The organism is Frondihabitans sp. 762G35 (assembly GCF_002074055.1).
GTDB lineage: Bacteria > Actinomycetota > Actinomycetes > Actinomycetales > Microbacteriaceae > Frondihabitans.
In genome coordinates, this window is the sequence record NZ_CP014619.1 from 804,306 (window position 1) to 831,296 (window position 26,991).

23 protein-coding genes, 3 pseudogenes and 2 riboswitches are annotated in these 26,991 nt (G+C 70.8%); of the genes and pseudogenes, 17 read left to right on the plus strand and 9 right to left on the minus strand.

The annotated features are described in order from the left end of the window. Positions 1–17: 17 nt before the first annotated feature. The 3 genes from AS850_RS04065 to AS850_RS04075 are packed head-to-tail and all read right to left on the minus strand — an operon-like array spanning position 18 to position 3,032. Entirely contained in the window at positions 18–932 is a 915-nt protein-coding gene (locus AS850_RS04065) for an ABC transporter permease (protein ID WP_442856897.1), read from the minus strand. Further along, the gene (locus AS850_RS04070) at positions 922–1,881 is read right to left on the minus strand and encodes an ATP-binding cassette domain-containing protein (RefSeq protein ID WP_119867977.1); all 960 of its coding nucleotides are present in this window, start codon (positions 1,879–1,881) and stop codon (positions 922–924) included. The genes AS850_RS04065 and AS850_RS04070 overlap by 11 nt, the downstream gene beginning before the upstream one ends. Positions 1,882–1,886: 5 nt before the next feature. Continuing rightward, a complete protein-coding gene (locus tag AS850_RS04075; protein ID WP_119867978.1) occupies positions 1,887–3,032 on the minus strand; it encodes a LolA family protein in 1,146 nt (381 codons plus the stop codon). Positions 3,033–3,152: 120 nt separating this feature from the next. Between AS850_RS04075 and AS850_RS04080 the strand changes: the two genes are divergently transcribed. Then, a complete protein-coding gene (locus AS850_RS04080; protein WP_119870112.1) occupies positions 3,153–3,833 on the plus strand; it encodes an SDR family NAD(P)-dependent oxidoreductase in 681 nt (226 codons plus the stop codon). Positions 3,834–3,840: 7 nt separating this feature from the next. Here the strand turns inward: AS850_RS04080 and AS850_RS04085 are convergent, their stop codons facing one another. From AS850_RS04085 to AS850_RS04095, 3 genes are all read right to left on the minus strand, one after another. Continuing rightward, on the minus strand, positions 3,841–4,323 hold the full coding sequence (locus AS850_RS04085; protein WP_119867979.1) for an FBP domain-containing protein: 483 nt from the start codon (positions 4,321–4,323) through the stop codon (positions 3,841–3,843). A 116-nt stretch (positions 4,324–4,439) separates the two neighbouring features. After that, positions 4,440–5,201, minus strand: coding sequence for an SDR family oxidoreductase (locus AS850_RS04090; RefSeq protein WP_119867980.1), 762 nt, complete (start codon positions 5,199–5,201; stop codon positions 4,440–4,442). After that, positions 5,198–6,301, minus strand: coding sequence for a zinc-dependent alcohol dehydrogenase (locus tag AS850_RS04095; RefSeq protein WP_119867981.1), 1,104 nt, complete (start codon positions 6,299–6,301; stop codon positions 5,198–5,200). The genes AS850_RS04090 and AS850_RS04095 overlap by 4 nt, the downstream gene beginning before the upstream one ends. Before the next feature lie 139 nt (positions 6,302–6,440). Here AS850_RS04095 and AS850_RS04100 point away from each other — a divergent pair, with 139 nt between their 5' ends. The 4 genes from AS850_RS04100 to AS850_RS04115 all read left to right on the plus strand — a co-directional run bounded on the left by AS850_RS04100 (position 6,441) and on the right by AS850_RS04115 (position 11,022). Continuing rightward, positions 6,441–7,694, plus strand: coding sequence for an extracellular solute-binding protein (locus AS850_RS04100; protein WP_119867982.1), 1,254 nt, complete (start codon positions 6,441–6,443; stop codon positions 7,692–7,694). 94 nt (positions 7,695–7,788) lie between these two features. Next, a complete protein-coding gene (locus AS850_RS04105) occupies positions 7,789–8,799 on the plus strand; it encodes an aldo/keto reductase (protein ID WP_236940814.1) in 1,011 nt (336 codons plus the stop codon). Then, entirely contained in the window at positions 8,796–10,157 is a 1,362-nt protein-coding gene (locus AS850_RS04110) for an L-fuconate dehydratase (RefSeq protein ID WP_119867984.1), read from the plus strand. Before AS850_RS04105 ends, AS850_RS04110 begins: the two co-directional genes overlap by 4 nt. Before the next feature lie 7 nt (positions 10,158–10,164). Next, positions 10,165–11,022 (plus strand): amidohydrolase family protein, encoded by an 858-nt coding sequence (locus AS850_RS04115; protein ID WP_119867985.1) that lies wholly within the window; start codon positions 10,165–10,167, stop codon positions 11,020–11,022. 65 nt (positions 11,023–11,087) lie between these two features. Here AS850_RS04115 and AS850_RS04120 read toward each other — a convergent pair whose 3' ends face one another. Continuing rightward, positions 11,088–12,584 carry an alpha-L-fucosidase gene (locus AS850_RS04120; RefSeq protein WP_119867986.1) on the minus strand — a complete coding sequence of 499 codons (1,497 nt, stop codon included), beginning with the start codon at positions 12,582–12,584 and terminating at the stop codon, positions 11,088–11,090. A gap of 223 nt (positions 12,585–12,807) precedes the next feature. Here AS850_RS04120 and AS850_RS04125 point away from each other — a divergent pair, with 223 nt between their 5' ends. The 4 genes from AS850_RS04125 (at position 12,808) to AS850_RS04140 (ending at position 17,366) form a co-directional block, all read left to right on the plus strand. Continuing rightward, positions 12,808–14,043 (plus strand): ABC transporter substrate-binding protein, encoded by a 1,236-nt coding sequence (locus AS850_RS04125; RefSeq protein ID WP_119867987.1) that lies wholly within the window; start codon positions 12,808–12,810, stop codon positions 14,041–14,043. Between the two features lie 75 nt (positions 14,044–14,118). Continuing rightward, a complete protein-coding gene (locus AS850_RS04130) occupies positions 14,119–15,072 on the plus strand; it encodes a carbohydrate ABC transporter permease (protein WP_119867988.1) in 954 nt (317 codons plus the stop codon). After that, entirely contained in the window at positions 15,065–15,985 is a 921-nt protein-coding gene (locus tag AS850_RS04135; RefSeq protein WP_119867989.1) for a carbohydrate ABC transporter permease, read from the plus strand. The genes AS850_RS04130 and AS850_RS04135 overlap by 8 nt, the downstream gene beginning before the upstream one ends. Before the next feature lie 55 nt (positions 15,986–16,040). Further along, entirely contained in the window at positions 16,041–17,366 is a 1,326-nt protein-coding gene (locus tag AS850_RS04140) for an alpha-L-fucosidase (protein ID WP_119867990.1), read from the plus strand. 26 nt (positions 17,367–17,392) lie between these two features. Here the strand turns inward: AS850_RS04140 and AS850_RS04145 are convergent, their stop codons facing one another. Then, a complete protein-coding gene (locus tag AS850_RS04145; protein WP_236940815.1) occupies positions 17,393–17,962 on the minus strand; it encodes a FadR/GntR family transcriptional regulator in 570 nt (189 codons plus the stop codon). Positions 17,963–18,078: 116 nt separating this feature from the next. On the opposite strand from AS850_RS04145, the gene AS850_RS16915 reads away from it, so the two are divergent. From AS850_RS16915 to AS850_RS16660, 4 genes and pseudogenes are all read left to right on the plus strand, one after another. Next, the gene (locus AS850_RS16915; protein ID WP_257788670.1) at positions 18,079–18,207 is read left to right on the plus strand and encodes a hypothetical protein; all 129 of its coding nucleotides are present in this window, start codon (positions 18,079–18,081) and stop codon (positions 18,205–18,207) included. A gap of 95 nt (positions 18,208–18,302) precedes the next feature. Beyond that, positions 18,303–19,159 (plus strand): annotated as a pseudogene (locus AS850_RS04150) (fumarylacetoacetate hydrolase family protein). A gap of 59 nt (positions 19,160–19,218) precedes the next feature. Further along, positions 19,219–19,985: pseudogene (locus AS850_RS04155) on the plus strand (SDR family NAD(P)-dependent oxidoreductase). A gap of 67 nt (positions 19,986–20,052) precedes the next feature. Next, on the plus strand, positions 20,053–20,538 hold the full coding sequence (locus AS850_RS16660) for a hypothetical protein (RefSeq protein ID WP_216819853.1): 486 nt from the start codon (positions 20,053–20,055) through the stop codon (positions 20,536–20,538). On the opposite strand, the gene AS850_RS04165 is transcribed toward AS850_RS16660, so the two are convergent. Continuing rightward, on the minus strand, positions 20,471–21,562 hold the full coding sequence (locus AS850_RS04165) for a DUF475 domain-containing protein (RefSeq protein ID WP_119867991.1): 1,092 nt from the start codon (positions 21,560–21,562) through the stop codon (positions 20,471–20,473). The genes AS850_RS16660 and AS850_RS04165 overlap by 68 nt on opposite strands. 163 nt (positions 21,563–21,725) lie before the next feature. Between AS850_RS04165 and AS850_RS04170 the strand changes: the two genes are divergently transcribed. From AS850_RS04170 to gcvP, 4 genes and pseudogenes are all read left to right on the plus strand, one after another. Beyond that, positions 21,726–22,244: an SseB family protein gene (locus tag AS850_RS04170; RefSeq protein ID WP_119867992.1), complete on the plus strand. Its 519-nt coding sequence runs from the start codon at positions 21,726–21,728 to the stop codon at positions 22,242–22,244. An 86-nt stretch (positions 22,245–22,330) separates the two neighbouring features. Further along, positions 22,331–22,426: riboswitch (glycine riboswitch) on the plus strand. Between the two features lies 1 nt (position 22,427). Beyond that, positions 22,428–22,522, plus strand: a riboswitch (glycine riboswitch). Between the two features lie 34 nt (positions 22,523–22,556). Continuing rightward, positions 22,557–23,708: pseudogene (gene gcvT / locus AS850_RS04175) on the plus strand (glycine cleavage system aminomethyltransferase GcvT). Between the two features lie 11 nt (positions 23,709–23,719). Continuing rightward, positions 23,720–24,094 carry a glycine cleavage system protein GcvH gene (gene gcvH / locus AS850_RS04180; protein ID WP_119867993.1) on the plus strand — a complete coding sequence of 125 codons (375 nt, stop codon included), beginning with the start codon at positions 23,720–23,722 and terminating at the stop codon, positions 24,092–24,094. Beyond that, positions 24,091–26,988 carry an aminomethyl-transferring glycine dehydrogenase gene (gene gcvP / locus AS850_RS04185; protein WP_119867994.1) on the plus strand — a complete coding sequence of 966 codons (2,898 nt, stop codon included), beginning with the start codon at positions 24,091–24,093 and terminating at the stop codon, positions 26,986–26,988. The genes gcvH and gcvP overlap by 4 nt, the downstream gene beginning before the upstream one ends. Positions 26,989–26,991 lie beyond the last annotated feature (3 nt).

The window sequence follows — 26,991 nt, forward strand, 5'->3', positions numbered from 1 at the left end:
GACCTCGCATGCGAGCCTCAGCTCAGGATGTCCTTGGTGCTGAACCGCCCCCAGGCGAGGAAGCCGAACACGACGACGTAGCCGAGCTGCAGCAGCGCGTTCGCCTGGAAGTTGTCGAACGACATGGGCGACCGCAGCACGTCCGCGAAGCCGAGCCAGTAGTTCGTGAAGAGGTACGGCGCGAGGAACGACAGCTGCGGCAGCGACCCGACGATCTGCGCGACGGTCGAGAGCACGATCGTGGCGGCCATGGCTCCGACCGGCACGGAGGTCAGCGTGGAGATGAACAGTCCGATGGCGCTGAGGCCGAGCAGCGAGATGGTGACGTAGAGGGCCAGCAGGAGCATCCGGCCCGCGTAATCGGCGAAACCGACCTGCTGCCCGGAGAGCAGCGTCACCGGCCCGATCGGGAACAGGAGCGCGCCGATGAGCGCCCCGACGACGACGACCACCAGGGTGCCGACGAAGCAGAAGAGCGCCGCCCCCGCGTACTTGACGAGGAGCAGCCGCACGCGCCCGGCCGGCGCGACCAGGAGGTAGCGGAGAGTGCCGAGTCCGGCCTCGCCCGCGATCGTGTCGCCGGCGACGACGCCGACGGTGAGGGGGAGGAACAGCGGGATCGACACCGTCAGCGCCGTCAACGACACGAAGAGCCCGTTGCCGGTGATCTGGCTGAGGAAGGCCGGCCCGCGACCGCTGTCGCCGGACGTCGTCACCTTGACGGCGATCGCCAGCAGGATCGGGATGAGCGCGAGGGCGCCCAGCATCGCGATGGTCCGGGTGCGGCGGAACAGCACAGTGATCTCGGAGAGGAGGAAGGCGAGTCCGAGGCCGGGGCGCCTCACCTCGGCCGAGTCGGCCGAGGCGGCCGCTGCTGCCGGGGCGGTCGCGAGCGGTGTCACGGCGCGGGCGTCCTGCGTGTCATCCGGCAACGTCGAACCCCTCTCCGGTGAGATCCACGAAGCGGTCCTCGAGGCTCGCTCCCGCGACCTGGAATCCGCGCAGCCGCACGCCCTCGGCGACGAGGGCGGCCGAGATGCTCTCCGGGGCGGGACCTCCGGCGGTCAGCTCGGCGGTGACGGTGTCGGCGCGGACCGGGTGCCCCGCGTCGGCGGGGGCAGGATGCAGCCCGAGACGCTGCAGGACGGCGGCCGCCACCTCGCCGTCCGGCGTGACCACGCTGACCCGCTGGACGCCCTGGGCGCGCAGCTCGTCGAGCGTGCCCTGGGTGAGGAGCCGACCGGCGCTCATGACGGCCACGTGCGTGCACATCTGCTCGATCTCGGACAGCAGGTGGCTCGAGACGAAGATCGTGGTGCCCTCGCCGGCGAGGGAGCCGATCAGCGTGCGGACCTCGCGGGTGCCCTGGGGGTCGAGCCCGTTGCTCGGCTCGTCGAGGATGAGGAGCTCGCGGGGCATCAGGAGCGCGTTCGCGATCCCGAGACGCTGCTTCATGCCGAGCGAGTAGGCGTGGGCCTTCTTGTCGGCGGCGTGCCCGAGGCCGACCCGTTCGAGGGCGGCGTCGACCCGCGCCTTCCGTGTGGCGCCTGGGGCGTCGCGGTCGGCGGTGTCGAGTCGCAGGAGGTTGGCGCGGCCGGAGAGGAACGGGTAGAACGACGGACCCTCGACGAGGGCCCCGACGCGGGGGAGGACCCGGTGGAGGCTCCGGGGCATGTCGCCTCCGAGCATCCTGACCTCGCCGCTCGTGGCCCTGGTGAGCCCGAGCAGCATGCGGATCGTGGAGGTCTTGCCCGAGCCGTTCGGACCGAGGAACCCGAAGACGCTGCCCGAGGGCACGGCCAGGTCGAGATCGGCGACGGCTCGCTGACGACCGAACTGCTTCGTGAGAGCCGTCGTCTCGATCGCGAGCGAGTCTGCCACCGCCGCTACTTCTGGGCGGCGACGGCCGCCTCGAGATCGGCGGCGCTCACCGACCCGACGTAGACCTTGCCGCTGTCGGCGAGGAAGACCGAGAGGAGCGACGTCTGGACGACCTTGCCGCCCGCGACGGGCTTCAGCACCTGGTCGAGGAGCTGCGACGACGAGCCCGAGCCCTCGGAGAGCGACGTGAGAGCACCGGTCGGCAGCGTGGCCGCGATGATCGAGCTCCAGCCGGAGCCGATCACGGTCGGACGCGCCTCGGCGCGGGCCGCCTTCTCGGAGGCCTTGCGCTCGGCGTTCGCCGTGGCGTCGCCCTGGGAGAGCGCACCGGGGTGCTTGGCGTGGGAGCGGGCCGACGGCACCGTCTTGTCGGTCACCGTGGCGCCCTTCGGCGGGCTGAAGGCGAACGTGTCGGCGGACGGCGTCGAGTAGTCGATCGACGTGAAGGCGACCGAGTAGGCGGGAGCGGCCTGGCCGCGGGCGTCGATGACCGCCTTGAGCGGAACGCCCGTCGTCGCGTCGACGGCGAGGGTCACGCTGCCGACGAGGGTCGTGGAGTCTTTCGGCGTGAGCGTGATCTGGTACGCCTTCTGTCCGGCGACCAGGACGTTGCTGCTCGTCGCGACGGTCGTGTAGCGGCCGATCGCGTCGAGGGCCTTCTGCGCGACCTCGGTCGGCGTGGGGAGGGTCGCGGTCGAGGGGGCCGACTCTGCGGAGGAGCCGGACGGCAACGTGACGTGGAGGGCGGTGTTCGCCTTCGAGTCGTAGGCCCACACGGAGTCGCCGTTGCGGGTGACGTCGCGCTCCGCGAGGTCGTCGAGGGTCTGGATCCGGGAGGCCGTGGTGCCCTTGACGTAGACCTTGGCCTTATGGGTCCCGGTCAGCTGCGCGAGGACGCCGTCGACACCGGACTTGGCCGATGAGCCGAGCGCCGAGGTGGGAACCTGGGGGAGACCGAGATCGGCGGTCTGCGTGACGCTGCCGGAGAAGGACGTACCGACGCTCTTCTCGGCGAGGGCGACGATGCCGGCCGCGGACTTCGACGGGAGCTGGACATCGGCGTTGGCCATCGACGGGATCGCCACCGCGCCCGCGATCACCACGGCGGGGACGACGAGGGCGGGGACCCAGCGGAGCTGCGACTTCTTCATGACGACACCTTTCGAGAACGCGTCACCTGGGCGGTGCGGCGTTCGTTGAGAGAAAAGTACGCGTCCAGTCTGCGAGCCGGATGGGTCTTCGGTCACGCGCGGGCGGGTACCGTGCACCGCATGACAGAACTCGACGACGCGGTCGTCCTCGTCCTCGGCGCATCCGGCGGTCTCGGCTCCCGGATCGCGGCCCTCCTCGAAGAACGCGGCGCCGTGGTGGTCCGCGGCGGGAGCCCCGCCGGCGGCCTCACGGGGGAGAACGCCTACCTGGCGGATCTCCGCGACAGGGCGGGAGCCGGCTCCCTCGTCCAGGCCGCGCTGGCGGCCCACGGCCGCCTCGACGGCGTGATCGTGGCGGCCGGTGCCGTGGCCTTCGGCCCGGCGTCGACACTCGCCGACGACACCCTCGACGAGCTCTTCGCGATCAACGCGCTCGCGCCGATCCGGGTGATCCGCGACTCCTTCGCACCGCTCGCCGCCTCCTCCGAGGCCGGACGGAAGCCGTTCGTGATCACGCTCAGCGGCGTCGTCTCGGAGGCGCCCACGAGCGGGATGGCGGCGTACTCCGCGGCGAAGTCGGCGCTCGGCGCCTTCGTGCAGGCCACGTCGAGGGAGTACCGCCGGAGCGGCATCCGACTGCTCGACGCCCGCCCCGGCCACACCGAGACGGAGCTGTCGAAGCACCCGATCGCCGGCGAGGCCCCCGCCTTCGGCGAGAGCCACTCCCCGGACGCCGTCGCGGAGCGCATCGTCCGTGCCATCGTCGACGACGAGAAGGATCTCCCCAGCACGGCGTTCTGAGCGTGCGTCAGGCCGTCTTCATGATGTCGGCCGTGAAGTTCTGCACGCGCTCCGCGAGCCCCGCTGCGCGCTCCGCGATCCGCGACGGCGGGTTCAGGTGCGGTGGGGCGACGCGGATGAGCAGCGAGCACGCGAGGTCCTCGCAGATGTAGGTGCCGAGCGTGTTGCCGTTCAGGCCGGCCTCGCCCGCGCGGGGCGCGGTGAAGAGCCGCACCTGCGTGGCGGGCTGGGGCGAGTGGCAGAGGGAGCACATCGCGGCGATGCCGGGGCGGAGGGCGCTGGAGGCCGTCCGGACGACGAGGCCGACGGGCCGGTCGTCCATCCAGTGGACGATGTAACCGCGGAGATGCGCCTGGCTGTCGCGCCATCCGAGGAACTCGCGCTCGTCCCAGAGCATCTCGTGGAGCCCGGGGATCGGCAGGCGATCGAGGTCGCCGGGCATCGCGTTCACGAATGACGAACGGATGTCTTCCTCGGTCAGCGGCTTCACGATCCCCTCTCCGGGTCGGTTGGTGACACCACCTTACTCACGCGTCCGCACCCCGGTCCCAGGGCGGGGCGACGGGCGCGGACGGTCGCGCGTCGTCCCCGGGCGGGCAGGAGCCGTCACCGCCCGAGCCAGCCCCCGTCGACGGGCAGGGTGATCCCCGACACGTAGTCGGACGCGCTCGAGGCGAGGAACACCGCGGCGCCCGCCAGGTCGTCGGCGCGACCCCACCGGCCGGCCGGTATCCGGTCGAGGATGGCCCGCGAGCGCGCCTCGTCGTCCTGCAGGGCCTGCGTGTTGTCGGTGCGGATGTAGCCCGGTGCGATGGCGTTCACCTGGACACCGCGCCCCGACCACTCGTTCGAGAGGGCCTTCACGAGGCCGACGACCCCCGATTTCGCCGCCGTGTAGGCCGCGACGTTGATGCCGCCCTGGAAGCTGAGCAGCGACGCCGTGAAGACGATCTTGCCGGAGCCGCGCTCGAGCATCCCCCGACCGATCGCCTGGGTGAGCGCGAACTGGTTCGAGAGGTCGACGTCGATCACGTGGTCCCAGCGGTTCAGGGGGTGCTCGGTGGCGGGGAACCGCTCGATGGTCCCGGCGTTGTTGAGGAGGACGTCGACAGGGCCGTCGGCCTGGACGCGCCGGGCGAAGTCCTCGACCGCGGCTCGGTCGGCGAAGTCGACGGCGTGGGCCTCGAACGTCCGCCCGAGGGCCTCGACGCGCGCGGCGACCTCGCTGCCGGACGGCTCCAGGGTGGCGCTGACACCGACGATGTCGGCTCCGGCCTCGGCGAGGGCCACGGCCATGGCGAGGCCGATCCCGCGCTTGGCGCCGGTGACGACGGCGCGCTTGCCCGTGAGGTCGAACGGTCCGGTCACGCGGCGCCCCCCGCGGCGGACGAGGCGGATGCGGACCCGGATGCGGACACGGCGGTCCCGGCACCGGCCGGCGACGCCTCGCGGCCGGACTGCACGTCGACGAGGATCTTCATCGCGCGGCCGGCGGCGAGCTCGGCGAAGGCGTCGGCGGTCCGATCGAGCGGCACGATCGACGTGATGAGGTGCTCGGCCGGAACGACGCCGCGGTCGAGCAGGTCGACGGCCGTCTCGAAGTCCTCGCGCCGGTAGACGCGCGCGCCGATGATCGTCAGTTCGCGCCAGAAGAGACGCTGGAGGTCGACGGGTCGCGGATCGGGGTGGATGGCGACGACGACGAGGCGCCCGCGGACCTTGCAGAGCGCCGTCGCGCCGAGGACGGCGGCCGCGGCTCCGGAGACCTCGAAGACGACGTCGGCTCCGGCGCCGTCCGTCCACTCGGTGACCCAGGCGACCTGGTCGACGGCGGTGGGGTCGAGGGTCGTGAAGCCCAGGTCGGCGACGGCCTGGCGGCGGGTCGGGTCGATCTCGACGACGACGACCTCGCCGCCGAACTCCCGGGCGGAGGTGGCGATGAGGACGCCGATCGGGCCCCCGCCGATCACGACGGCGCGCTCTCCCGGGACGAGGCCGGAGCGCCGCACGTCGTGCACCGAGACGGCGACCGGCTCGACGAGCGCGGCGTGCTCGAGCGAGAGGGTGTCCGGCAGGCGGACGAGCACGCCCTCGGGCACGGTCCACAGCGGTTGCAGGGCACCGGGGGAGTCGATGCCGATGAAGTCGAGGTTCTGACAGATGTGCTCGTTGCCGGCGAGGCACGCCGGGCAGGTGCCGTCCCAGTCGAGGGGCATCACGGTGACGGCGTCTCCCGGAGCCCAGGCCGTGACTCCTGCGCCGACCGCGGCCACGCGACCGGACATCTCGTGGCCGATGACGGCGGGCAGCGACACGCGGGCGTCCATGTGGCCGTGCAGGATGTGGAGGTCGGTCCCGCAGAGGCCGGTGTAGGCGACCTCGATCTGGACCTCGCCCGGTCCGGGGTCGCGGGGCACGGCCTCGCGGAGATCGATGGTGCCGTTCCCGACGTAGTTGGCGCTGAGCATGTGTCTCCCTTGACGATGGCCCTCTAATCATCTGATGATTACGGCCAAACTTCAACTCAGGGGCTCATCTCACGAAGGAAGCCCCCCTAAGATCGGATGAGTGGTCGGCTAGCGGCCGCGCGGCGACGAAGGAGACGCGATGACCGCCACCCTGCTCGGACGCTCCGGCGACAGCTTCGAGGCGTCCATCCGGGCGCAGGAGCTGCCGCCCGGCCTCCTCGCCGACCGCTGGCTCTCTCTCTCCGAGCTCGAGCGGACCCTCTTCGACACCGACGCCTGCGCGAGCGGCGACGTCGACCTCGTGCTCGTCCCCGCCGACTGGCTGCCGCGGTTGGCGGCACGCGGGGCGATCAGGGCTCTCGACCCGCTGCTCTCCGCTTCTCCGCCTCAGGGGTGGCCCGAGGCGTGGTCGTCGGCGTTCACCGACGTCGTCGCGTTCGCCTCCGCCGAAGCCATCTCCGTCGAGGCGACGACCGGCGCCGGCGTCTGGGGTCTCCCCTTCCACGACGGGCCGCCCCTCCTCGTCTATCGGCGCGACCTCTTCGAGTCGCCCGACGAGCGACGCGCCTATCGCGAGCGCTTCGGCGAGGACCTCGTCCCGGCTCGGACCTGGCGCGACTTCGAACGGCAGGCCTCGTGGTTCACCCGCCCCGACGACGACCTCTTCGGCACCGTCTTCGCCGGCGCTCCCGACGGACACAACGACGTCTACGACCTCGTGACGCAGATCCGGCTCCGGGGCGGCGACGTGCTCGACGGTCGTCGACCGGCCTTCGGCGGGCGCGCAGGAGTCGAGGCCCTGGCCTTCCTGCGCCGTCACCTCGTCGAGCATCCCACCGTGCCGCCCGAGGCCATCGACCTCGACAGCGTGCACAGCGGGGCCGCCTTCGCGGCGGGTCGCGTCGCGCTCATGCTCAACTGGGCCGGCTACGCCCACGCGGCGGAGGGGCCGGGGAGCCGCGTGGCCGGGCGCGTCGGCGTGGCGCTCGCCCCGACGGCGGACGACGGGTCCGCCACCACCGTGGTCAACGCGTTCTGGGCCCTCGCGGTCACCTCCGGGGCGCGGCACGTCGAGGAGGCGTGGGCGGTCGCCCGGGAGTGCCTCTCCGAGCGGGGGGACCTCGCGACGACGCGGGCCGGATCGTCGGGCACCCGGCTCGGCACCTGGCGGGATCCGGGCATCCTGCGGAGGAGCCCCGCCTTCGCGCTCTTCGAGAGGGCTCACGAGAACTCGCGGCCCCTGCCGATGGTCGAGGAGCTGCCCGTCCTCGTGGCCGTCCTCGACGACCTCTACGACCGCGTCGTCCGACGCGGCGAAGAGGCCGAGGGGGCTCTGGAGGAGGCCGTCGCACAGGCCACCGAAGCCATGGCGAGAGATTCAGCGGATGTTTAGACGAAGTCACGGCTTCACTTCGACATAATCTGCCCCTATGCTCGTTATAGATCATATGTTTGATCGAAAGACTGATCGGGAGAACAGCGTGGACGTGACAACTCAAGGGCGAGGGGTCGACCTGACGGAGCTCGGGTTCGGTGCCGCTCAATTCGGCAACCTCTATCGGGAGGTCAGCGACGAGGACGTGAGAGGCGCCTTCGACGCCGCGTGGGAGGCTGGTGTCCGGTACTTCGACACGGCCCCCCACTACGGTCTCGGCCTCTCCGAGCGCCGTCTGGGCGCCCTCCTCCGGCAGAAGCCGCGCGACGAGTTCACGATCTCCACCAAGGTCGGGAAACTGCTCGTGGACAACCCCGGCGGCGGGACGTCGCAGGACGACGAGGGCTTCGCCGTCCCGGCGACCCTCCGCCGGCAGTGGGACTTCAGCGCCGACGGAGTCAAGCGCTCGCTGGAGTCGAGCCTCGACCGGCTCGGGCTCGACCGGGTCGACGTCGTCTACGTGCACGATCCCGACGACTTCGGCGAGCAGGTGATCCGGGAGGCCCTCCCGGCGCTCGTCGACCTCCGCGAGCAGGGAGTCGTCGGGGCCATCGGTGCCGGCATGAACCAGTCGGCGCTGCCGACCGAGTTCGTGCGTCGCGCCGACGTCGACCTCATCATGCTGGCCGGCCGGTATTCGCTCCTCGAGCAGGGTGCGCTCGACGACCTGATACCGGCCGCGCTGGAGAACGGGGTGGGAATCGTCGCCGCCGGGGCCTACAACTCCGGGCTGCTGGCGACGGCGAGACCACCCCGCGACGCCATGTACAACTACGACCGGGTCCCGCCCGCCCTGCTCGAGCGCGCCTGGGCGATCGCGGACGTCTGCGAGGAGCACGGCGTCACGCTCCCGGAGGCGGCACTCGCCTTCCCCCGACGCCACCCGGCCGTCGTGTCCGTCGTGCTGGGGATGCGCGACCGACGCCAGGCCGAGGAGAACGTCCGACGATTCTCCGTCGACGTGCCCGACGACCTCTGGCCGGACCTCGTGGCGAGAGGTCTCCTCGACGAGCGCTCCGTCTCCGCCGACGTCCCCCTGACACCGAACGGCTCCCGCTCATGACCATCATCACCGCAGTCCAGACCTTCGACGTCCGGTTCCCGACCTCGCTGTCGGCCGACGGCTCCGACGCCATGAACAAGGACGGCGACTACTCCGCCGCCTACGTCGTGCTCCGCACCGACGACCCCGCCCTGAGCGGCTACGGCTTCACGTTCACCATCGGCCGGGGCAACGACCTCTGCGTCTCGGCCGCCGAGCAGCGCGCCCTGCCCCTGGTCGGGCGCGACGTCGACGAGATCGTGAACGACCTCGGCGGCCTCTACCGCGAGCTCCAGGGAGATTCGCAGCTCCGCTGGCTCGGGCCGGACAAGGGCGTGATCCATCTCGCGCTCGCCGCCGTGATGAACGCGGTCTGGGACCTCGCCGCCCGCGTCGCCGGGAAGCCGCTCTGGCGGCTCCTGACCGACATGACGCCCGAGCAGCTCGTCGAGGTCGCCGATCTGCGCTACCTCTCCGACGCGCTCACCCGCGACGAGGCGGTGGCGCTCCTGACCGAGCTCGCCCCCACGCGCGGAGAGCGGATCGCCGAGCTCGAGAGCAGCGGCTACCCCTGCTACACGACGAGCGCGGGCTGGCTCGGATACTCCGACGCGAAGCTCCGGCGCCTCTGCCAGGAGGCCGTCGACGCCGGGTACCGCCACATCAAGCTGAAGGTCGGAGCGAACCGCGAGGACGACCACCGCCGCCTCCGGATCGCCCGCGAGGTGATCGGCTGGGACGCCGACCTCATGATCGACGCCAACCAGGTCTGGGACGTCCCCGAGGCCATCGAGTGGGTGAACTCCCTCGCGGAGTTCAAGCCGCTCTGGATCGAGGAGCCGACGAGCCCCGACGACGTGCTCGGTCACGCGGCCGTGCGGCGCGCGGTGAGCCCGATCGGCGTCGCCTCGGGGGAGCACGGCATGAACCGGGTGCTCTTCAAGCAGATGTTCCAGGCGGGTGCGCTCGACTTCTGCCAGCTCGACGCCGCTCGTCTCGGCAGCATCAACGAGATCCTCGCGGTCTACCTGCTGGCCAAGAAGTTCGGGGTCCCGGTCTGCCCTCACGCCGGCGGGGTCGGGCTCTGCGAGCTCGTCCAGCATCTCTCGATCTTCGACTACGTCGCCGTCTCGGGCTCGCTCGAGGGGCGCGTCACGGAGTTCGTCGACCACCTCCACGAGCACTTCGTCGAACCCTGCATCGTCGAGGACGGCGCTTACACGCTGCCGACCGCGCCCGGCTACAGCGCGGAGATGTACGAGGGCTCCGTCGCGGAGTACTCGTTCCCACACGGGTCGTACTGGGTCTCCGCGCGCGAGTCCGACGACGTGGCGGTCGTCGCCGACCGCGAGCGTCTCGCCTCGTCGCGCGTCGCCTGAGGCAGCCGTGGTCGTCGACTCGCACGTGCACGTCTGGGACCTCGAGCGCGTCGACTACGCGTGGCCGAACGACAGCGTGCCGTCGATCTTCCGCTCGTTCGACCTCGACGAGGTGGCCCCGTCGCTCCGGCGCGCGGGGGTCGACTCCGTGGTGCTCGTCCAGGCGGACGACAGCGACGCCGACACCGACGGGATGCTCCGCGCGGCCGACGCCCACCCGGAGGTCCGGGGCGTCGTCGCGTACGTGCCCCTCGATCGACCGCAGGAGGCCCGGGACCGCCTCTCCGCGCTGCGACGCGACCCGCGCGTGGTCGGCGTCCGCACCCTGATCCACGACCGGGCCGACCCCGACTGGATCCTGCGCCCCGAGGTCGACGAGGGGCTCGGCGTCCTCGAGGAGGCCGGTGTGCCCTTCGACTACGTCGCCGTCCTGCCTCGGCACCTGGAGCACCTGCCCGGGATCGGCGAGCGGCACCCCGGGCTGCGCCTCGTCGTCGACCACCTCGCGAAACCGCCGATCGACGATCCGGCGAGCGGGCGCTGGCCGGGGACGCTCTGGCGCGACCTGATGGCGCGGGCGGCCGAGAACCCGCTCGTCTCGGCGAAGGTGTCGGGCCTCTACTCGGCCACCGCGGATCCTGCGGCCTGGTCGACCGATAGCGTGCGCCCCTTCGTCGACGCCGCCCTCGACCTCTTCGGGGCGGACCGCCTGATGTACGGCGGCGACTGGCCGGTGTCGATCACGGCCGGAGGCTACGACCGCTGCTGGGACGCCCTCTCGGCGATCTTCACGACCTGGTCGACGGCCGAGCGGGAGGCCGTCCTCGGCGGCACCGCGAAGCGCTTCTACGCCCTGTCCCGCTGACGGCGCGACGTCCCCGACGTGCGAGAGGGCGGGCCGGAGTCGCCTCCGACCCGCCCTCTCACCGCTCAGTCGAGGTGGTGGTCTGCGGTGAGGCCGATGCGGTGCACCTCGGGCACGACGACGGCCGGCCGGATGCGCACGACCGCGAGCGTGCCGCGCACGGCCTCCGGGATCTCGACGGTCAGGCCGCTGTCGTCGCGCGTGAACGCCGCCTCCCCGGCGCCGAGGACGTCCACGCGGTGGATCTCGCGGGGGAAGAGGCCGGAGGCCGTCCCGAGCGAGGTGATCGTGAGGGTGTCGCCGACCGGGGCGAGGACGGTGGCGAACAGGTCTCCGCGTCCCGTCGTGAAGCGGATGTCCCGCGTGGTGAAGGGCTGGCGCGCCGTGTCCGTGAACGCCCCCTCGACGACGCGCGTCGGGCCCTCGCCCGGGATGGCCCAGGGCCGGGAGCCGTAGATGGCCTCCCCGTTCGTCGAGAGCCAGGCGCCGATCGTCTCGAGCAGCTCCACCTCCGGCTGCGGGATGGTCCCGTCGGCCTTCGGTCCGACGTTGAGCAGGAGGGCTCCGTTCTTGCTGACGATGTCGACGAGGTCGGCGATGAGGTCGTTCGCGCCCTTGTAGTCGTGGTCGTCCACGTAGCTCCAGGAGTTCTTCGAGACCGAGGTGTCGGTCTGCCAGAAGTCGGCGCGGGTCGCGGAGAGCTGACCCCGCTCGATGTCGAAGACGGCCGTGCCCTCGGGGAACGCGTCGAACTTGTAGTTGACGGCCACCGGGCGGTCCCACTCGACCGAGCGGTTGTAGTAGAAGGCGAGGAACTTCCGCAGGTAGGGCGCGAAGGCCGGCTGCTCGATCCACCAGTCGAACCAGATCAGCTGCGGCCGGTACTTGTCGACGAGCTCGCAGGTGCGGACGAGCCAGTCCTCGAGGAACTCGTTCGAGGGCTGCGACTCCTCGCGCTGGGCGGGACCGTAGAAGTCGAGGTAGGCGGGATCGGTCACGTCGGAGTCGAAGGTCGCACCGCCGTTGAAGAAGAACCAGTGCTCGGCGCGGTGCGACGACGCTCCCATCACCATCGACTGGGCGCGGACGGCCGTCGCGAGCTCGCCGACGACGTCGCGCTTCGGGCCCATCTCGGTCGCCTTCCACCGCGTGAAGGAGCAGTCGTACATCGGGAAGCCGTCGTGGTGCTCGGCGACCGGGACGACGAACTGCGCTCCGGCCCGGCGGAACAGGCGCGCCCAGGCGTCGGGGTCGAAGTTCTCGGCGCGGAACTCCGGGATGAAGTCCTTGTAGCCGAACGACGCCTGGTCGCCGTAGGTCTCGCGGTGGTGCTGGAAGGTCGGCTCGTCCTTCTGGTACATGTGGCGCGGGTACCACTCGCTCCCGAAGGCGGGAACCGCGTACGGGCCCCAGTGGATGAAGATGCCGAACTTGCCGTCCTGGTACCACTGCGGGGCCTCGGTCCCGAGCGTCTCCCACGCGTCGTCGTGGGGCCCCTGGGCGATCACCTCCTCGATCAGGGAGAGGTAGTCGCGGTGGTTCTGCGTGTCGAAGGGGGTCATCGTCGATCCTTGTCGAGAAGTGTGGGGGGTGGTCAGATCAATTCTAGGCAAACATCCTATCAATACGGTAACGGTCGGGGTAAATCGGCTCGAAATGTCATTGACACGGCGAATAGAGCCCGAGAGAATAAGAAATCATCTGATCCATTTCAGATTCACCCGTTGCGGGAACCGCTCGAACCTCTGGTCGGGCAGGCCCTGGCGACCTCAATGAGGAGGAAACGTGAAACGCACTCTCGTGGGCCTCGTGGCCGTGGCAGCCCTGGCTCTGCCCCTGTCCGCGTGCAGCTCGTCGTCCAACACCGGAACCGACGCGTCGGGCAACACCGTCGTCAACTGGTCGGTCTGGGCCGGATCCGAGGCGGAGACGGCTGCCTGGCAGCACGTCGCCGATCTCGTCCACCAGCAGGATCCCAAGATCACCGTCAAGCTGCAGACCGCGGCCTGGAACGACTACTGGACCAAGCTGCCCACCCAGCTCGCGGGCTCCAACGCCCCCTGCATCGCCGGCCTTCAGATGGCCCGCGTCCAGCAGTTCGCGAACTACTTCAAGACGCTCGACAGCTCGACGCTGTCGGACGCCAAGATCTCGACGGGCGACTTCGACCCGTCGATCATCTCGGCGCTGCAGGCGAAGGGCGCCCAGAAGGCGATCCCCTACGACCTCGGCCCGTACATGGTCTTCTACAACAAGGACGCCTTCAAGGCGGCCGGCCTGCAGGAGCCGCAGAACGGCTGGAAGATCGACGAGTTCCTCACCGACGCCAAGGCCCTCACCAAGGGCAGCAAGTACGGCTTCGCGGCCAGCAACCAGATCGACGCCCTCAACCAGTGGGGTCCGACGATCGGCGGCGACCAGGCGGCCACGAAGGACGGGGCGCTCAACCTCTCCTCCGCCGGACAGGTCAAGACGCTCGAGTGGTACGCCGGCCTCGTCAGCAAGGAGAAGGTCGCGGCTCAGCTCGCCACCGACTCGAGCGACGGCAGCCAGTTCCTCGGCGGCAACGCGGCCATGTACGTCACCGGGCCGTGGGACATGATCAACGCGAAGGCGCAGGCCAAGTTCGACGTCGGCGTCGTGACGGTCCCAGCGGGCGACAACGGCGTCACGACGGCGGTCGGCGGCTCCGGCTTCGGCATCACCTCGAAGTGCGGCAACGTCGCGGCGGCCGAGAAGGCGCTGTCGATCATCACCGGACCCGACGCGCTCGGCTACCTCGGCGAGCAGGGTCGAGCCTTCCCGGCTCGGACCGCGCAGCAGTCGACCTGGTACAAGGCGGCCGTGCCCGGCGCCGAGGCCACGTTGACGGCGGCCCTGAAGGAGGGCGTCCCGTACCTCTCGACGCCCACCTGGACGCAGGTCGGCCTGAGCTACTCGCAGGGATCGATCTCCGTGATCAACGGCTCCGGTGACGCGAAATCGTTCCTCGACGGGGTCCAGTCCTCGAGCGGTCAGTAGTCCCGCGGGCTCACCCCGGCCACGAAGCCGGGGTGAGCCCGCCTCCCCGCCCCACGAACGATGCAAAGGAGCGTCATGTCCGTCGCGATCAGGCCCGGTTCGACCGAGCTGAGCACGCAAGACTCCGGCAAGCCCCCCGGCCGGGTGAGACGCCGGCGGCGCAGGAGCGACGGGCCGGCGGCAGCGGCCTTCCTCGCGCCGACCCTCGGCGGATTCGCCGTCTTCACGGCGTTCCCCATCGTGGCGTCCGTCCTCGTGGCGTTCACGGTCTGGCCCCTCGCCGGGAGCCCGACCTTCGCGGGAGTCGACAACTTCGTGCAGCTCCTGACGAAGGATCCCGCGTTCATCAAGACCGTGATCAACACGCTGATCTTCGTGGTGGCCTACGTCCCGCTGAACCTGGCTCTCTCGCTCGCGATCGCCGCCTGGATCTCGCCCCGGGTGAAGGGGGCCAACGTCTACCGCGTCCTCCTCTTCATCCCCGTCGTCACCCCGATGGTGGCCAACGCGGCGGTGTGGCAGATCATGCTCATCCCGAACGGCCTGATCGACAGCGTCTGGCAGCAGCTCTTCGGCGTCAGCGCCCCGAACTTCCTCGGGTCGACTCAGACGGCCATGCTCAGCGTCGTCATCATGTCGCTCTGGCAGGGCTTCGGCTACAACCTGCTGATCTTCTCCTCGGCCCTCCAGGCCGTCCCGGAGAGCCTCCTCGACTCGGCGGCGATCGACGGCGCCGGCCCGATCCGGCGCTACTTCAGCATCAAGCTCCCGCTGATGTCGCCGTCGATCTTCTTCGGCGCGACGATGACGCTCATCACGTCCTTCCAGGTGTTCGCGCAGCCCTTCATCCTGACGAACGGCGGTCCGTCGTCGTCGACGACCACCATGGTCATGTACCTCTACCGCTCGGGCTTCCAGTTCTTCAACCTCGGCTACGCGTCGGCCATCGGCGTCCTGCTCTTCGTCATGATCCTGATCATCACGGGCCTGGTCTTCCTCGCCCAGAAACGGTGGGTCCACTATGACTAGTCCCGCGACCACACGCCGACTCGGCGGCCTCGCCGCGAGCGACCGCACCGTCCGCCGCGGATCGGTCTCGCTCAGCGCGATCGCCCGGCGGCAGCGACGGAACGACTGGATCTCGCAGGGTCTCCTGACCCTCTTCGTCATCGTGTTCCTCATCCCGCTCATCTGGATGATCGCGACGTCCCTGAAGCCCGGAGCCGAGGTGTTCTCGTCGCCGCCCTCCCTGATCGGCAGCGAGGTGCGCTGGCAGAACTACGCCGACGTGTGGAGCTACGTCCCGTTCGCGCAGTACATGATCAACGGCGCGATCGTGGCCATCCTCGGAACCGCGCTCGTCGTCGTGGTGTCGGTGATGTCGGCGTACGCGTTCTCCCGACTCCGCTTCCGCGGTCGCGAGGGCATCTTCTTCGTCTTCCTCGGCACGCTGATGGTGCCCCAGGAGGTCGTCGTCATCCCGATGTTCCTCTTCATGACGCAGCTCGGCTGGGTGAACTCGTTCCAGGCGCTCATCGTGCCCTGGGCCTTCACGGCCTTCGGCACCTTCCTCCTGCGGCAGGCGATGCTGACCGTGCCGATGGAGCTCGAGGAGGCCGGGAAGATCGACGGGGCCAGCCACCTCCGGATCCTGCTCGGCATCATCATGCCGGTGGTGCGACCCACCATCGCCGTGCTCGTGGTCTTCACGTTCATCAACTACTGGAACAGCTTCCTGTGGCCGCTCATCGTCGTGAACGACCCGGCCCACACCACGGTGCCCCTCGGCCTCAACGCGTTCCTCGGCCAGGGCGGCAAGCAGTGGCAGCTCATCATGGCCGCGTCGACGATCTCGATGGTGCCCACAGCCGGGCTGGCGATCTTCCTGCAGAAGTACCTGGTGCGCGGCATCTCGCTCTCCAGCGGCCTCGGCGGCAAATGACGCAGGCCCCTCCTCGACGATTCCCCCGCTCCACCTCCGAAAGGACGACCGCTCCATGACCTCCACCCTCGACACCGCTCCGTCGACCGAGACCCGTCCGATCGCGCCCTGGTTCACGCACGACCGGTTCGGCATGTTCATCCACTGGGGGCTCTACGCCCTTCCGGCCCGCCACGAGTGGGTGATGAACTTCGAGAAGACGCCGACCGCCGACTACGAGCGCTACGCGACCTATTTCGAGCCCGACCTCTACGACCCGCGGGCCTGGGCCCGGGCCGCGAAGGACGCCGGCATGAAGTACATGGTGCTCACCACGAAGCACCACGAGGGCTTCTGCCTCTGGGACACCGCGCTGACCGACTACAAGGCGACGAACACCCCGGCGGGGCGCGACCTCGTCCGCGAGTTCGTCGACGCCGTCCGGGCCGAGGGCCTCAAGGTCGGCTTCTACCACTCGCTCCTCGACTGGCACCACCCGGACTTCACCGTCGACGGCCGCCACCCCCGCCGCGACGACTCTCCGGACGAGATCGAGCGGCTCAACACGGGGCGCGACATGGCGAAGTACCGCTCCTACCTCCACGGGCAGATCCGCGAGCTCCTGACCGACTACGGGCAGATCGACTACCTCTTCTACGACTTCTCCTACGCCAACGACCACCACCACCCCGTCTGGGGCGGCAAGGGCCGTGACGACTGGGGCTCCGAGGAGCTGATGGCCCTGACCCGCGAGCTGCAGCCGGGCATCGTCGTCAACGACCGCCTGGAGATCCCCGGCGACATCGTCACGCCGGAGCAGTACCAGCCCTCCGAGCCGATGACGGTCGACGGGGTCGAGGTGCCCTGGGAGGCCTGCCAGACGATCAACGGGTCGTGGGGTTACTTCCGCGACAACCACAACCACAAGTCGCCGGAACTGATGATCCGGATGCTCGTGGACGGCGTCTCGAAGAACGGCAACATGCTCCTCAACGTCGGACCGACCGGCCGCGGCGAGCTCGACCCGGTGGCGCTGGGTGCGCTCGCCGAGTTCGGCGAGTGGATGAAGCGCCACTCCCGGTCGATCTACGGCGCAGGAGCCTCGGCCCACCGTCCGCCCGTCGACGCCCGCTACACGCAGCGCGGCAACCGCCTCTACCTGCACCTCTTCGCGTGGCCGTTCGAGCACGTGCACCTGCCCGGCCTCGCCGGGAAGGTCGCCTACGCGCAGCTGCTCAACGACGCCTCCGAGCTGACCTTCCGCGAGATCGCGCCCGACGTCGCAGCCCTCACCACGGGCGTCGGCGGACAGCCGGCCGGGACGCTCACGCTGTCGCTGCCCGTCGTGCGGCCGGACGTCGCGGTGCCGGTGGTCGAGCTGTTCCTGAAGGACGAGGCGTAGCCGCGGTGGCGACCGGCCGGGCGACCCTAGGCGCCGTTCGTCGGCGCGGGGAGCTCGGCCGGCGTGTCGGACGGGTGCTGCACGATGAAGTCCTCGACCTCGACCAGGTGCACCGCCATGGCGAGACGTGCCCGGTCGGGGTCGCCCGAGGCGATGGCCCGCAGGATGTCGCGGTGCTCGCGGTGCGTGCGCGGCACGACGCCCTGCTCGGTGATGGCACGCCACATCCGGGTGCGGATGGTCCGGTTCGCGAAGGCCTCGATGAGAGCCTCCAGAGCCGGGTTGCCGGAGGCGCGCGCCACGATCCGGTGGAACGCGATGTCGACGTTCATGATCACGTCGTCGCCCGCCGCCGACGGGTCGTCGACGACGTCGTCGATCGAGGCGAGAGCGGCGGTGGCCTCGCGCAGATCCGCGTCGGTGAAACGGAGCGCGGCGCGCGCGGCGGCCTCCGTCTCCAGCACGCGACGGACGGAGGCGAGGTTCTCGCTCTCGTCCGGCGACTGCAGGTCCACGAGGAAGCCGAGCGGCGCGAGGAGCAGCGACGCGTCCAGCGAGGTCACGTAGGTGCCGTCGCCCTGGCGCGTCTCGAGCACACCGAGGACGGCGAGCGCGCGGACACCCTCGCGGAGGGAGCTCCGCGAGACCCCGAGGGCGGGTGGCGAGGTCCTTCTCGACCGGGAGCCGGGATCCTGCGAGCAGTTCGCCCCGGATGATCATCGCCTTGATGTCGTTCACGACGACGTCGGTCTGCGAGCGCGTCGTCCCCGACAGCGAGGGCGCGTCGGCCGCGGCCGGTGCCGGTGGCACTGCGGCGGCGTCGTCGTCGCGCAGGTCCTGATCGTCAGCCATGTCGATACTGTAGCCGCGAACGGCGTTTTCATCAGATGTCTGGTGCGCGGAACCGCTTCCCGCACCTCGAACGAGGAGAAGAGCATGACGGACGACTTCCAGCGGCTGGGCCCGGTCGGCGCGGAGATCCCGGTCTACCGGAACGACGGCACGGCCTACGACCTGCGACCCGTGACGGCCGACATCGATCGCGCCTGGTTCGCCCGGGGCGGCTTCGCCGAGGCCCGTGCGGCCCACGCGGCCGGTCGCCTCCCCGTCCTCGGAGGAGGCGTCGACCCTGCGCGTGGGCGCTCCTCTCGCGCAGCCCGGCAAGATCGTCTGCATCGGCCTGAACTACCGGGACCACGCCGAGGAGACCGGTGCCGCGATCCCCGCAGAGCCGTCGTCTTCATGAAGGATCCGACGACGATCGTCGGACCTTCCGACACCGTCCTCATTCCGCGCGGTTCGACGAAGACCGACTGGGAGGTCGAGCTCGGCATCGTGATCGGCTCCGAGGCGCGCTACCTCGACTCTCCGGCCGACGCCCGCGCCTGCATCGCCGGGTACGTGCTCTCGCACGACGTCTCCGAGCGCGAGTTCCAGCTCGAGCGCGGCGGCAGTGGGACAAGGGCAAGAGCTGCGAGACGTTCAACCCGCTCGGCCCGTTCATCGCCCCCGCCGACGCGGTGGCCGACCCGCAGGCCCTCGGACTGACCCTCAGCGTCAACGGGACGCTCCGGCAGAACGGCTCCACGAGCACGATGATCTTCCCCGTCGACCACCTCGTCTGGTACCTCAGCCAGTTCCTCGTGCTCCACCCCGGCGACCTCGTGAACACCGGCACCCCGGCCGGCGTCGCGCTCGGGCTCCCCGACCACCCCTACCTCCGCGCGGGCGACACCGTCTCCCTCGCGATCGACGGTCTCGGCGAGGCCGTCCAGACCTTCCAGCAGGCGTAGGCGCGACCGCGCACCCGCCGCGTCCGTCCACGCGTCCCCAGAGAGAGCGAGATCGCAGGATGAAGTCCACCGAGTACCAGGGCCTGGTCGCCGCCGTCACCGGGGGAGCGTCCGGGATCGGACGAGCCACCGCGGTCGAACTGGCCTCCCGGGGCGCGACCGTGGCCGTCCTCGATCTCGCCCCCGACGACCTCCCGACGACCTCCCCGAGGGTGTCCACGGCTTCGTCTGCGACGTCACCGACGACGACTCCGTGGCCCGCGCCGTCGCACGGGTGGGGAGGAGCTCGGCGGGCTCGACGTCCTGGTGAACAACGCCGGCATCAGTGCGGTGGGCACCGTCGAGGACAACCCGACGGACGAGTGGACGCGGGTGCTCGACGTGAACGTGGTCGGCATCGCGCGCGTGACGAGGGCGGCCCTCGGGCTCCTGCGCCGGTCGGATCACGCCGCCGTGGTCAACCTCTGCTCCATCGCGGCCTTCAACGGGCTGCCGCAGCGCGCGCTCTACTCGGCGACGAAGGGTGCCGTCTACGGGCTGACGCTCGCCATGGCGACCGACCACGTCCGGGAGGGGATCCGCGTGAACTGCGTCAGCCCCGGCACCGTCGACACCCCCGTTCGTGGCGCGGATGCTGCAGAAGTTCGACGACCCGGTGGCCGAGCGGGCCGCCCTCGACGCGCGGCAGGCCACCGGGCGGATGGTCACGCCGGAGGAGATCGCCTCGGCGATCGCGTACCTCGCCGGGCCGACCTCCGGCTCGACCACGGGCACGTCGCTGCTCGTCGACGGCGGGGTGACGACGCTGCGCGTGCGGCCCCTCTGACCCTCGTGCTCGCGGCGGCGGCGTTCCGGCGTCGCGACCCGTTCCCTCGGGGCGCTAGGGTCGCTCCGTGACGATCTACCTCTCGGCGAACGACTACCCCTGGGGGCTGCTCTGGCTGGGGCTCGCCCTCGCCACGGCGGGTCTCGCCGAGCAGAAGAACCGGTCGCGGTGGACGTGGTTCCTCCTCGGGCTCTTCCTCGGTCCGCTCGCGACCGCGCTCGTCGTCGTCTGGCCGCGCTACGGGGGCGTCCGGTCGCCGAAGCTCGACCTCCTGCGGAGCGCCGCCGATCGTTACCTGCTCGGAGCGGCGATCATGCTCGCCGTCCTGTTCGTCTCGCTGGGAGGCGTGGTGCTCGGCATCGTCGCCGTGACGCAGGCGGGCGGTGCCGACGCCGGTGTCGTCCAGACCGACCCGCCGGCGTGGCTCCTGATCGTCGTCTTCGCGGGTGTCCTCGTGCTCGCGGCGGCGGCGTTCTGGTTCTTCGTCACGCGGCAGAACCGGGCCCGGGCGCTCTCCCGCGTGCTGGACGCCCGTCTCGAACGAGAGTCCTGACCCGGGGGAGCGACGACAGCAGGGCCGCGCCGATGATGACGCTGCCGAACCAGCCCGCGACGGCGCCCGGGATGGGCACGACGAGGCTCGCCCAGAGCAGGACGGCGAGGACACCCAGCACGTACGCCGCTCCGGCCCGCAGATGACGGAGGCGCTTGAGTCCGCTCTCCGCGTCGACGCGGGCCGTCAGCCGCGCGAGGAACACGGCCCCGATCCCCACGCCGAGCCCGGCGACGGCCGCCGCCTCGAGGGCGCCGAGCCCCGCATCCTGCGAGGACGACAGGCTGTACACGCCGTCGAGGATCTCGAAGAGGAGGAAGACGGTCAGCCCGCGCTCGAAGACGACGGTGGCCGCGTGCGCGTGCAGTCGCCACGGAGCTTCCCCGTCGCGCTTCGCCCACGCGGCCACGGCCTTCACCGTCAGGTAGACCACGCCGCCGACCGCGCTCCCGACGGCGACGACGACGCGGTCCGCAGGAGCCGTCAGGGTCGTCACGACACCCGCCCCGACGAGCGCGACCGCGAACGCCGCGACCCTCGGCGCCCGAACCCGCGCCAGGACCGCCTCCAGCCGGCCGAGCCACGGCCGGCGGGCGGCGCGATCGGTGTTGAAGAGGTACTCGGAGAAGACGAGCCAGATGAACACGGCCCCGAATGCGGCGAGGCCGGGCCGGGCCGTCGCGAGGTGGTCCGCGAACGTCGCGGGCTCGAAGACCGCCTCCGCGGCCGCCTCGCCGGGGCTCGCCGTCTGCGTCACCGCGACGGCCGCGGGAGGCAGCAGGAGCCGCATCCCGATCACGCCCGCCACCAGACCGATCGACAGGAACACCTTCTTCGCCGGATGCGCGATGCGCGACGCGATCCCCGCCATCGGGACCGACGAGTCGGCCGCCATCGCGATCTCGAGGAGCGTGAGCGCGAGCAGGACGAAGGCGGCCGCGGGCGACACGACGATCCAGGTGGCGGGCACGGCGATCGCGAGAAGGGCGAGGGGCAGGGCGAGGCTTTCGCGGAGGAGGGTCACGGCGGTCCTCTCGGTGGGGGAAGGCGGCGCGTCGTCGAGCCCTGGGCTCCAGTCGAGCAGGCGAAGGTGGGCGTCTCCTCCGAGCACTCGCGATCGCGGGTTTCACACGGACACGCCGCGCGCGATTGAGCGGGCGTGGAGGTTGAGCGGGCAAGGTGGCCTGATGACTTCCGCCGAAGACACGGGCCCCGCCCAGCAGACCGCACCCGACCGCGACGCCACGCCCCTGGAGCAGGCCATCGCCTCGGGGCAGGCCGGTGACAGCGACATGAACGACGTTCTCGCGCAGTTCGTCAACGCGATCATCATCGTCCCGACGGCGACCGAGGTCGTCACCGACATGAACGAGCTGCAGCCGGTTCTCTTCGACCGCGAGGGCACCCCGATGCTCGCGACCTTCACGCACATCGACCGCATCCCCGAGCAGGTGGGCGAGTTCGCCAAGTACGCCGTCGAGATCCCGGCCGCCGAGCTGGTCCAGGCCATCCCGGAAGACACCGGTCTCGTCGTGAACCCCGGCCACTCGGAGGGGTTCGAGATGCTTCCCCAGGGCGTCCAGCAGCTGTCCGCCGACGTGCGACGGATGATCGAGCAGATGGAGCAGGCGCAGGCCGAGGGGCAGAGCCAGCAGGCCCCGGCAGCGCCGGGCAAGATCGACCCGTCATCGATCCCCAACTTCTGACGCCGACTTCTCCACAGCTCCGAAGTCCGACCCGTGAGAGGCCGGTCGTCCGGCTAAGCTGACACCACAATCGAACATCGGGCCACGAACACAGCGCGGGAGAGCGTACGACCCCACCGGGTCTGCCACCGAAGGAGCAAGCTCCCCGCCAATCTCTCAGGTAGACGTACCGCGCCGTGTTGGCCACTCTGAAAAGCAGGTCGCTTCCGTCGCGCCTCGCCCACGGTGAAAGTCGGCGCTCGCGCCGACGAAGCTCTCAGGCTCATGACAGAGGGGGATTCCTGTTCTAGCGCGTGCCGAGCTCCTGGAGTCCTGAATGTCCGACGATTTCGTCCCTCCCGTCGAGGAGGGCCCGAGCCTCGCTTCAGTCCCCTGCACGACGTGCACGTGGCGGCCGGGGCCAGCTTCACCGACTTCGCCGGGTGGCAGATGCCGGTGCGCTACAGCTCCGACCTGCAGGAGCACCACGCCGTCCGCACCGCTGCCGGCCTCTTCGACCTGTCGCACATGGCCGAGATCGCCGTCGTCGGCCCGGAGGCCGGGGCGTTCCTCGACCACGCGCTCGCGGGCACGCTCTCCACGATCGCCGTCGGTCGGGCCAAGTACTCGCTCCTGCTCGCCGAGGAGGGCGGGATCGTCGACGACCTCGTCGTCTACCGGCTCGACGAGCACGACTTCCTCGTCGTCGCGAACGCGGGCAACCGCCAGGCCGCCTTCGATCTCCTCGCCCAGCGCGCCCACGGTTTCGACGTGACGGTCGACGACGAGAGCGACGACACGGCCCTCATCGCCATCCAGGGTCCCGAGGCGGCCGGCGTCCTCGACGAGTTGATCACCTCCGACCGGCTGGCCCCCGACTCCCCGCTGGCCGAGCTCCGCTACTACCGCGTCCTCCAGGGCACCTTCGACGACGCCCCCGTCCTCATCGCGCGGACGGGCTACACCGGCGAGGACGGCTTCGAGCTCTACCTGGCACCCGACGTCGCCCCCGACCTGTGGCGCGCTCTCGCCGAGGCGGGGGCCCGCGCGGCGTCGTCCCCGCGGGGCTCGCGAGTCGCGACACCCTCCGCCTCGAGGCGGGGATGCCGCTCTACGGCCACGAGCTCGGCCTCGACACGCGGCCCGCGCAGGCAGGCCTCGGCCGCGTCGTCGACAGCACGAAAGCGTCCTTCGCCGGTCGCGACAACGTCGACCCCGCGCCCGGAGCCCCCGTCCTCGTCGGGCTCGCCCTCGAGGGCGCCGGGCGGCGCGCGCGGGCTACCCGGTCGTCACCGCCGACGGCGACGCGTCGGTCGTCGTGGGCGTCGTGACGAGCGGCGCCCTGTCGCCGACGCTCGGTCACCCGTGGCCATGGCGTACGTCGATCCCCGTCACTCCGAGGCCGGTGCGACGCTCGCCGTCGACGTCCGAGGCACCCCGATCCCCGCGACCGTCGTCGCGCTCCCCTTCTACAAGCGCTCCTGAAAGGCGTACCCATGGCCGACCTCACCTCCCTGAAATACACGTCCGAGCACGAGTGGCTCCTCATCGACGGCGACACCGCCACCGTCGGTATCACCGACTACGCGGCCGACAAGCTCGGCGACGTCGTCTACGTCGACCTTCCCGCGGTCGGCTCCGACCTCGAGGCCGGCAAGGTCGTCGGCGAGATCGAGTCGACGAAGTCCGTCGGCGAGCTCTTCGCCCCGGTCCTCGGCACCGTCCTCGAGATCAACGAGGCCGTCGTCGACAGCCCCGACCTCGTCAACGCGTCGCCCTTCGACGACGGCTGGCTCATCAAGATCACCCTCGCGGGCGATCTCCCCGACTTCCTCGACCGCGACGCCTACGTCGCTCTGACCGCCGAATGAGCGGGCTCATCGAGGGGACCGCCGCCGAGGGCTTCGTCGACCGTCACATCGGCACGACGCCGGCCGACCAGGCGACCATGCTCGCCGCCCTCGGGCACGACAGCGTCGACTCCCTGGTGCGCGCCGCCGTGCCCGACAGCATCCGCGCGCAGGTGCTCGAGTCGAGCATCCTGCCGGAGCCGATCGGCGAGCAGGAGGCCCTGGCCGAGCTCCGCACGCTCGCGTCGCGCAACCGCGTCAACCGGTCGTTCCTCGGGCTGGGCTACTACGGCACGGTGACGCCCGCCGTCATCCAGCGGAACGTCCTCGAGAACCCGAGCTGGTACACGGCCTACACGCCCTACCAGCCCGAGATCTCGCAGGGTCGCCTCGAGGCTCTGATCAACTTCCAGACGATGGTCTCCGAGCTCACCGGCCTCACCACGGCGAACGCGTCCATGCTCGACGAGGCGACCGCCGTCGTCGAGGGCATGCTCCTGGCTCGCCGTGCTTCCAAGGCGAAGACGAACACGTTCGTCGTCGACTCCGACGCCCTGCCGCAGACGCGCGCCCTCCTCGCCGGTCGCGCGGCCGCGGTCGGCATCGACCTCGTTGAGCTGCCCCTGGCCGAGACGTCCACCGACGACCTGCCCGACGCGTTCGGGGTCTTCGTGCAGTACCCCGGCGCCTCCGGCCGGGTCTGGAACCCCGCAGCCGTCGTCGAGAGCGTGCACCTCCGGGGCGGGCTCGCGATCGTCGCGGCCGACCTCCTCGCGCTGACCCTCCTCGAGGCGCCCGGCGAGTTCGGGGCCGACGTCGCGGTGGGCACGAGCCAGCGATTCGGCGTGCCCATGGGCTTCGGCGGTCCGCACGCCGGCTACATGGTCGTGCGCACCGGCCTCGAGCGGCAGCTCCCGGGCCGCCTCGTCGGCGTCTCCCAGGACGCCGTGGGCAACCCGGCCTACCGCCTCAGCCTGCAGACCCGCGAGCAGCACATCCGCCGCGAGAAGGCGACGTCGAACATCTGCACGGCGCAGGTGCTCCTGGCCGTCATGGCGTCGATGTACGCGGTCTACCACGGGCCCTGGGGCCTCAAGCACATCGCGTCGCGCGCCCACCAGCACGCGGTCGACCTCGCGGCAGGTGCCGCGGCCGCCGGCATCGAGACGGGCAGCGACGAGTTCTTCGACACGGTCACCCTAAGGGTCGAGGGCCGCGCCGCCGAGATCGTGCTCCGCGCGCACCACCGCGGGTACCTCCTCCTGCAGGTCGACGACCACACCGTGTCGATCTCCACCGACGAGACGACGACGCGCGACGACCTCGCCGTGCTCGGCGACCTCCTCGGCTTCGAGGTGCCCACGGGCTCGCCCTCGCCGCTTCCCGAGTCGCGGCTCCGCACCAGCGACTACCTCACGCACCCTGTCTTCCGCACCCACCGCAGCGAGACCAGCATGATGCGCTACCTCAAGCACCTCGCCGACAAGGATTACGCTCTCGACCGCGGCATGATCCCGCTCGGCAGCTGCACGATGAAGCTCAACGCGGCGACCGAGATGGCCGCCGTGACCTGGCCGGAGTTCGCGAACGTCCACCCGTTCGCGCCCGCCGACGACGTCGCCGGCTACCTCGAGCTGATCGGCCAGCTCGAGGCCTGGCTCGCCGAGGTGACCGGCTATGACACCGTCTCGCTCCAACCGAACGCCGGCAGCCAGGGTGAGCTCGCGGGCCTGCTCGCGATCCGCGGCTACCACCTCGCGAACGGCGACGACCGGCGCACGGTCTGCCTCATCCCGCAGTCGGCTCACGGGACGAACGCGGCCAGCGCGGTCCTCGCCGGGCTGTCCGTGGTGGTCGTGGCCTGCGACGAGCAGGGCAACGTCGACGTCGACGACCTCCGGGCGAAGATCGCCCTCCACGCCGACGACCTCGCGGCGCTCATGATCACCTACCCCTCGACCCACGGCGTCTACGAGCACGACATCCGCGACATCACGGCCGCCGTCCACGAGGCGGGCGGCCAGGTCTACGTCGACGGAGCGAACCTCAACGCGCTGCTCGGCTACGCGCGCTTCGGCGAATTCGGGGGCGACGTGTCGCACCTCAATCTGCACAAGACGTTCTGCATCCCTCACGGCGGCGGCGGCCCGGGCGTGGGTCCCGTCGCGGCGAAGGCGCACCTCGCCCCGTTCCTCCCCGGCCACCCGATGGCGCAGCAGCACGACCGACGCACCGGGGCTCCCGTCGCGGGCGACGGCCAGCGGCTCGCGCACTCGGGCGTGCCGGTGTCGGCCGCGCCGTACGGGTCCCCGAGCATCCTGCCGATCTCGTGGGCCTACGTGCGCATGATGGGCTCGCAGGGGCTGACCGAGGCGACCGGGGCGGCAGTCCTCGCGGCGAACTACGTGGCCGTGCGGCTGCGCGACCACTACCCGGTCCTCTACGCGGGCGAGGGTGGGCTCGTGGCTCACGAGTGCATCCTCGACCTCCGTCCTCTCCGCGACGCCACCGGGGTCACCGTCGACGACGTCGCCAAGCGACTCATCGACTACGGCTTCCACGCGCCGACGATGTCGTTCCCCGTCGCGGGAACCCTCATGGTCGAGCCGACAGAGAGCGAAGACCTCGCCGAGATCGACCGGTTCGTCGACGCGATGATCGCCGTCCGCGCCGAGGCCGACCGGGTCGGTGCCGGCGAGTGGTCCGCCGACGAGTCACCGCTCCGCGGGGCTCCGCACACGGCGGAGTCGGTCATCGCGGGGGAGTGGAAAGCCGCCTACTCCCGCGAGGAGGCCGTCTACCCGGTGCGGACCCTCGTCCGTTCCAAGTACTGGCCGCCGGTCCGCCGGATCGACCAGGCCTACGGCGACCGCAACCTCTTCTGCGCCTGCCCGCCCGTGGAGGCGTTCGCCTAGTCG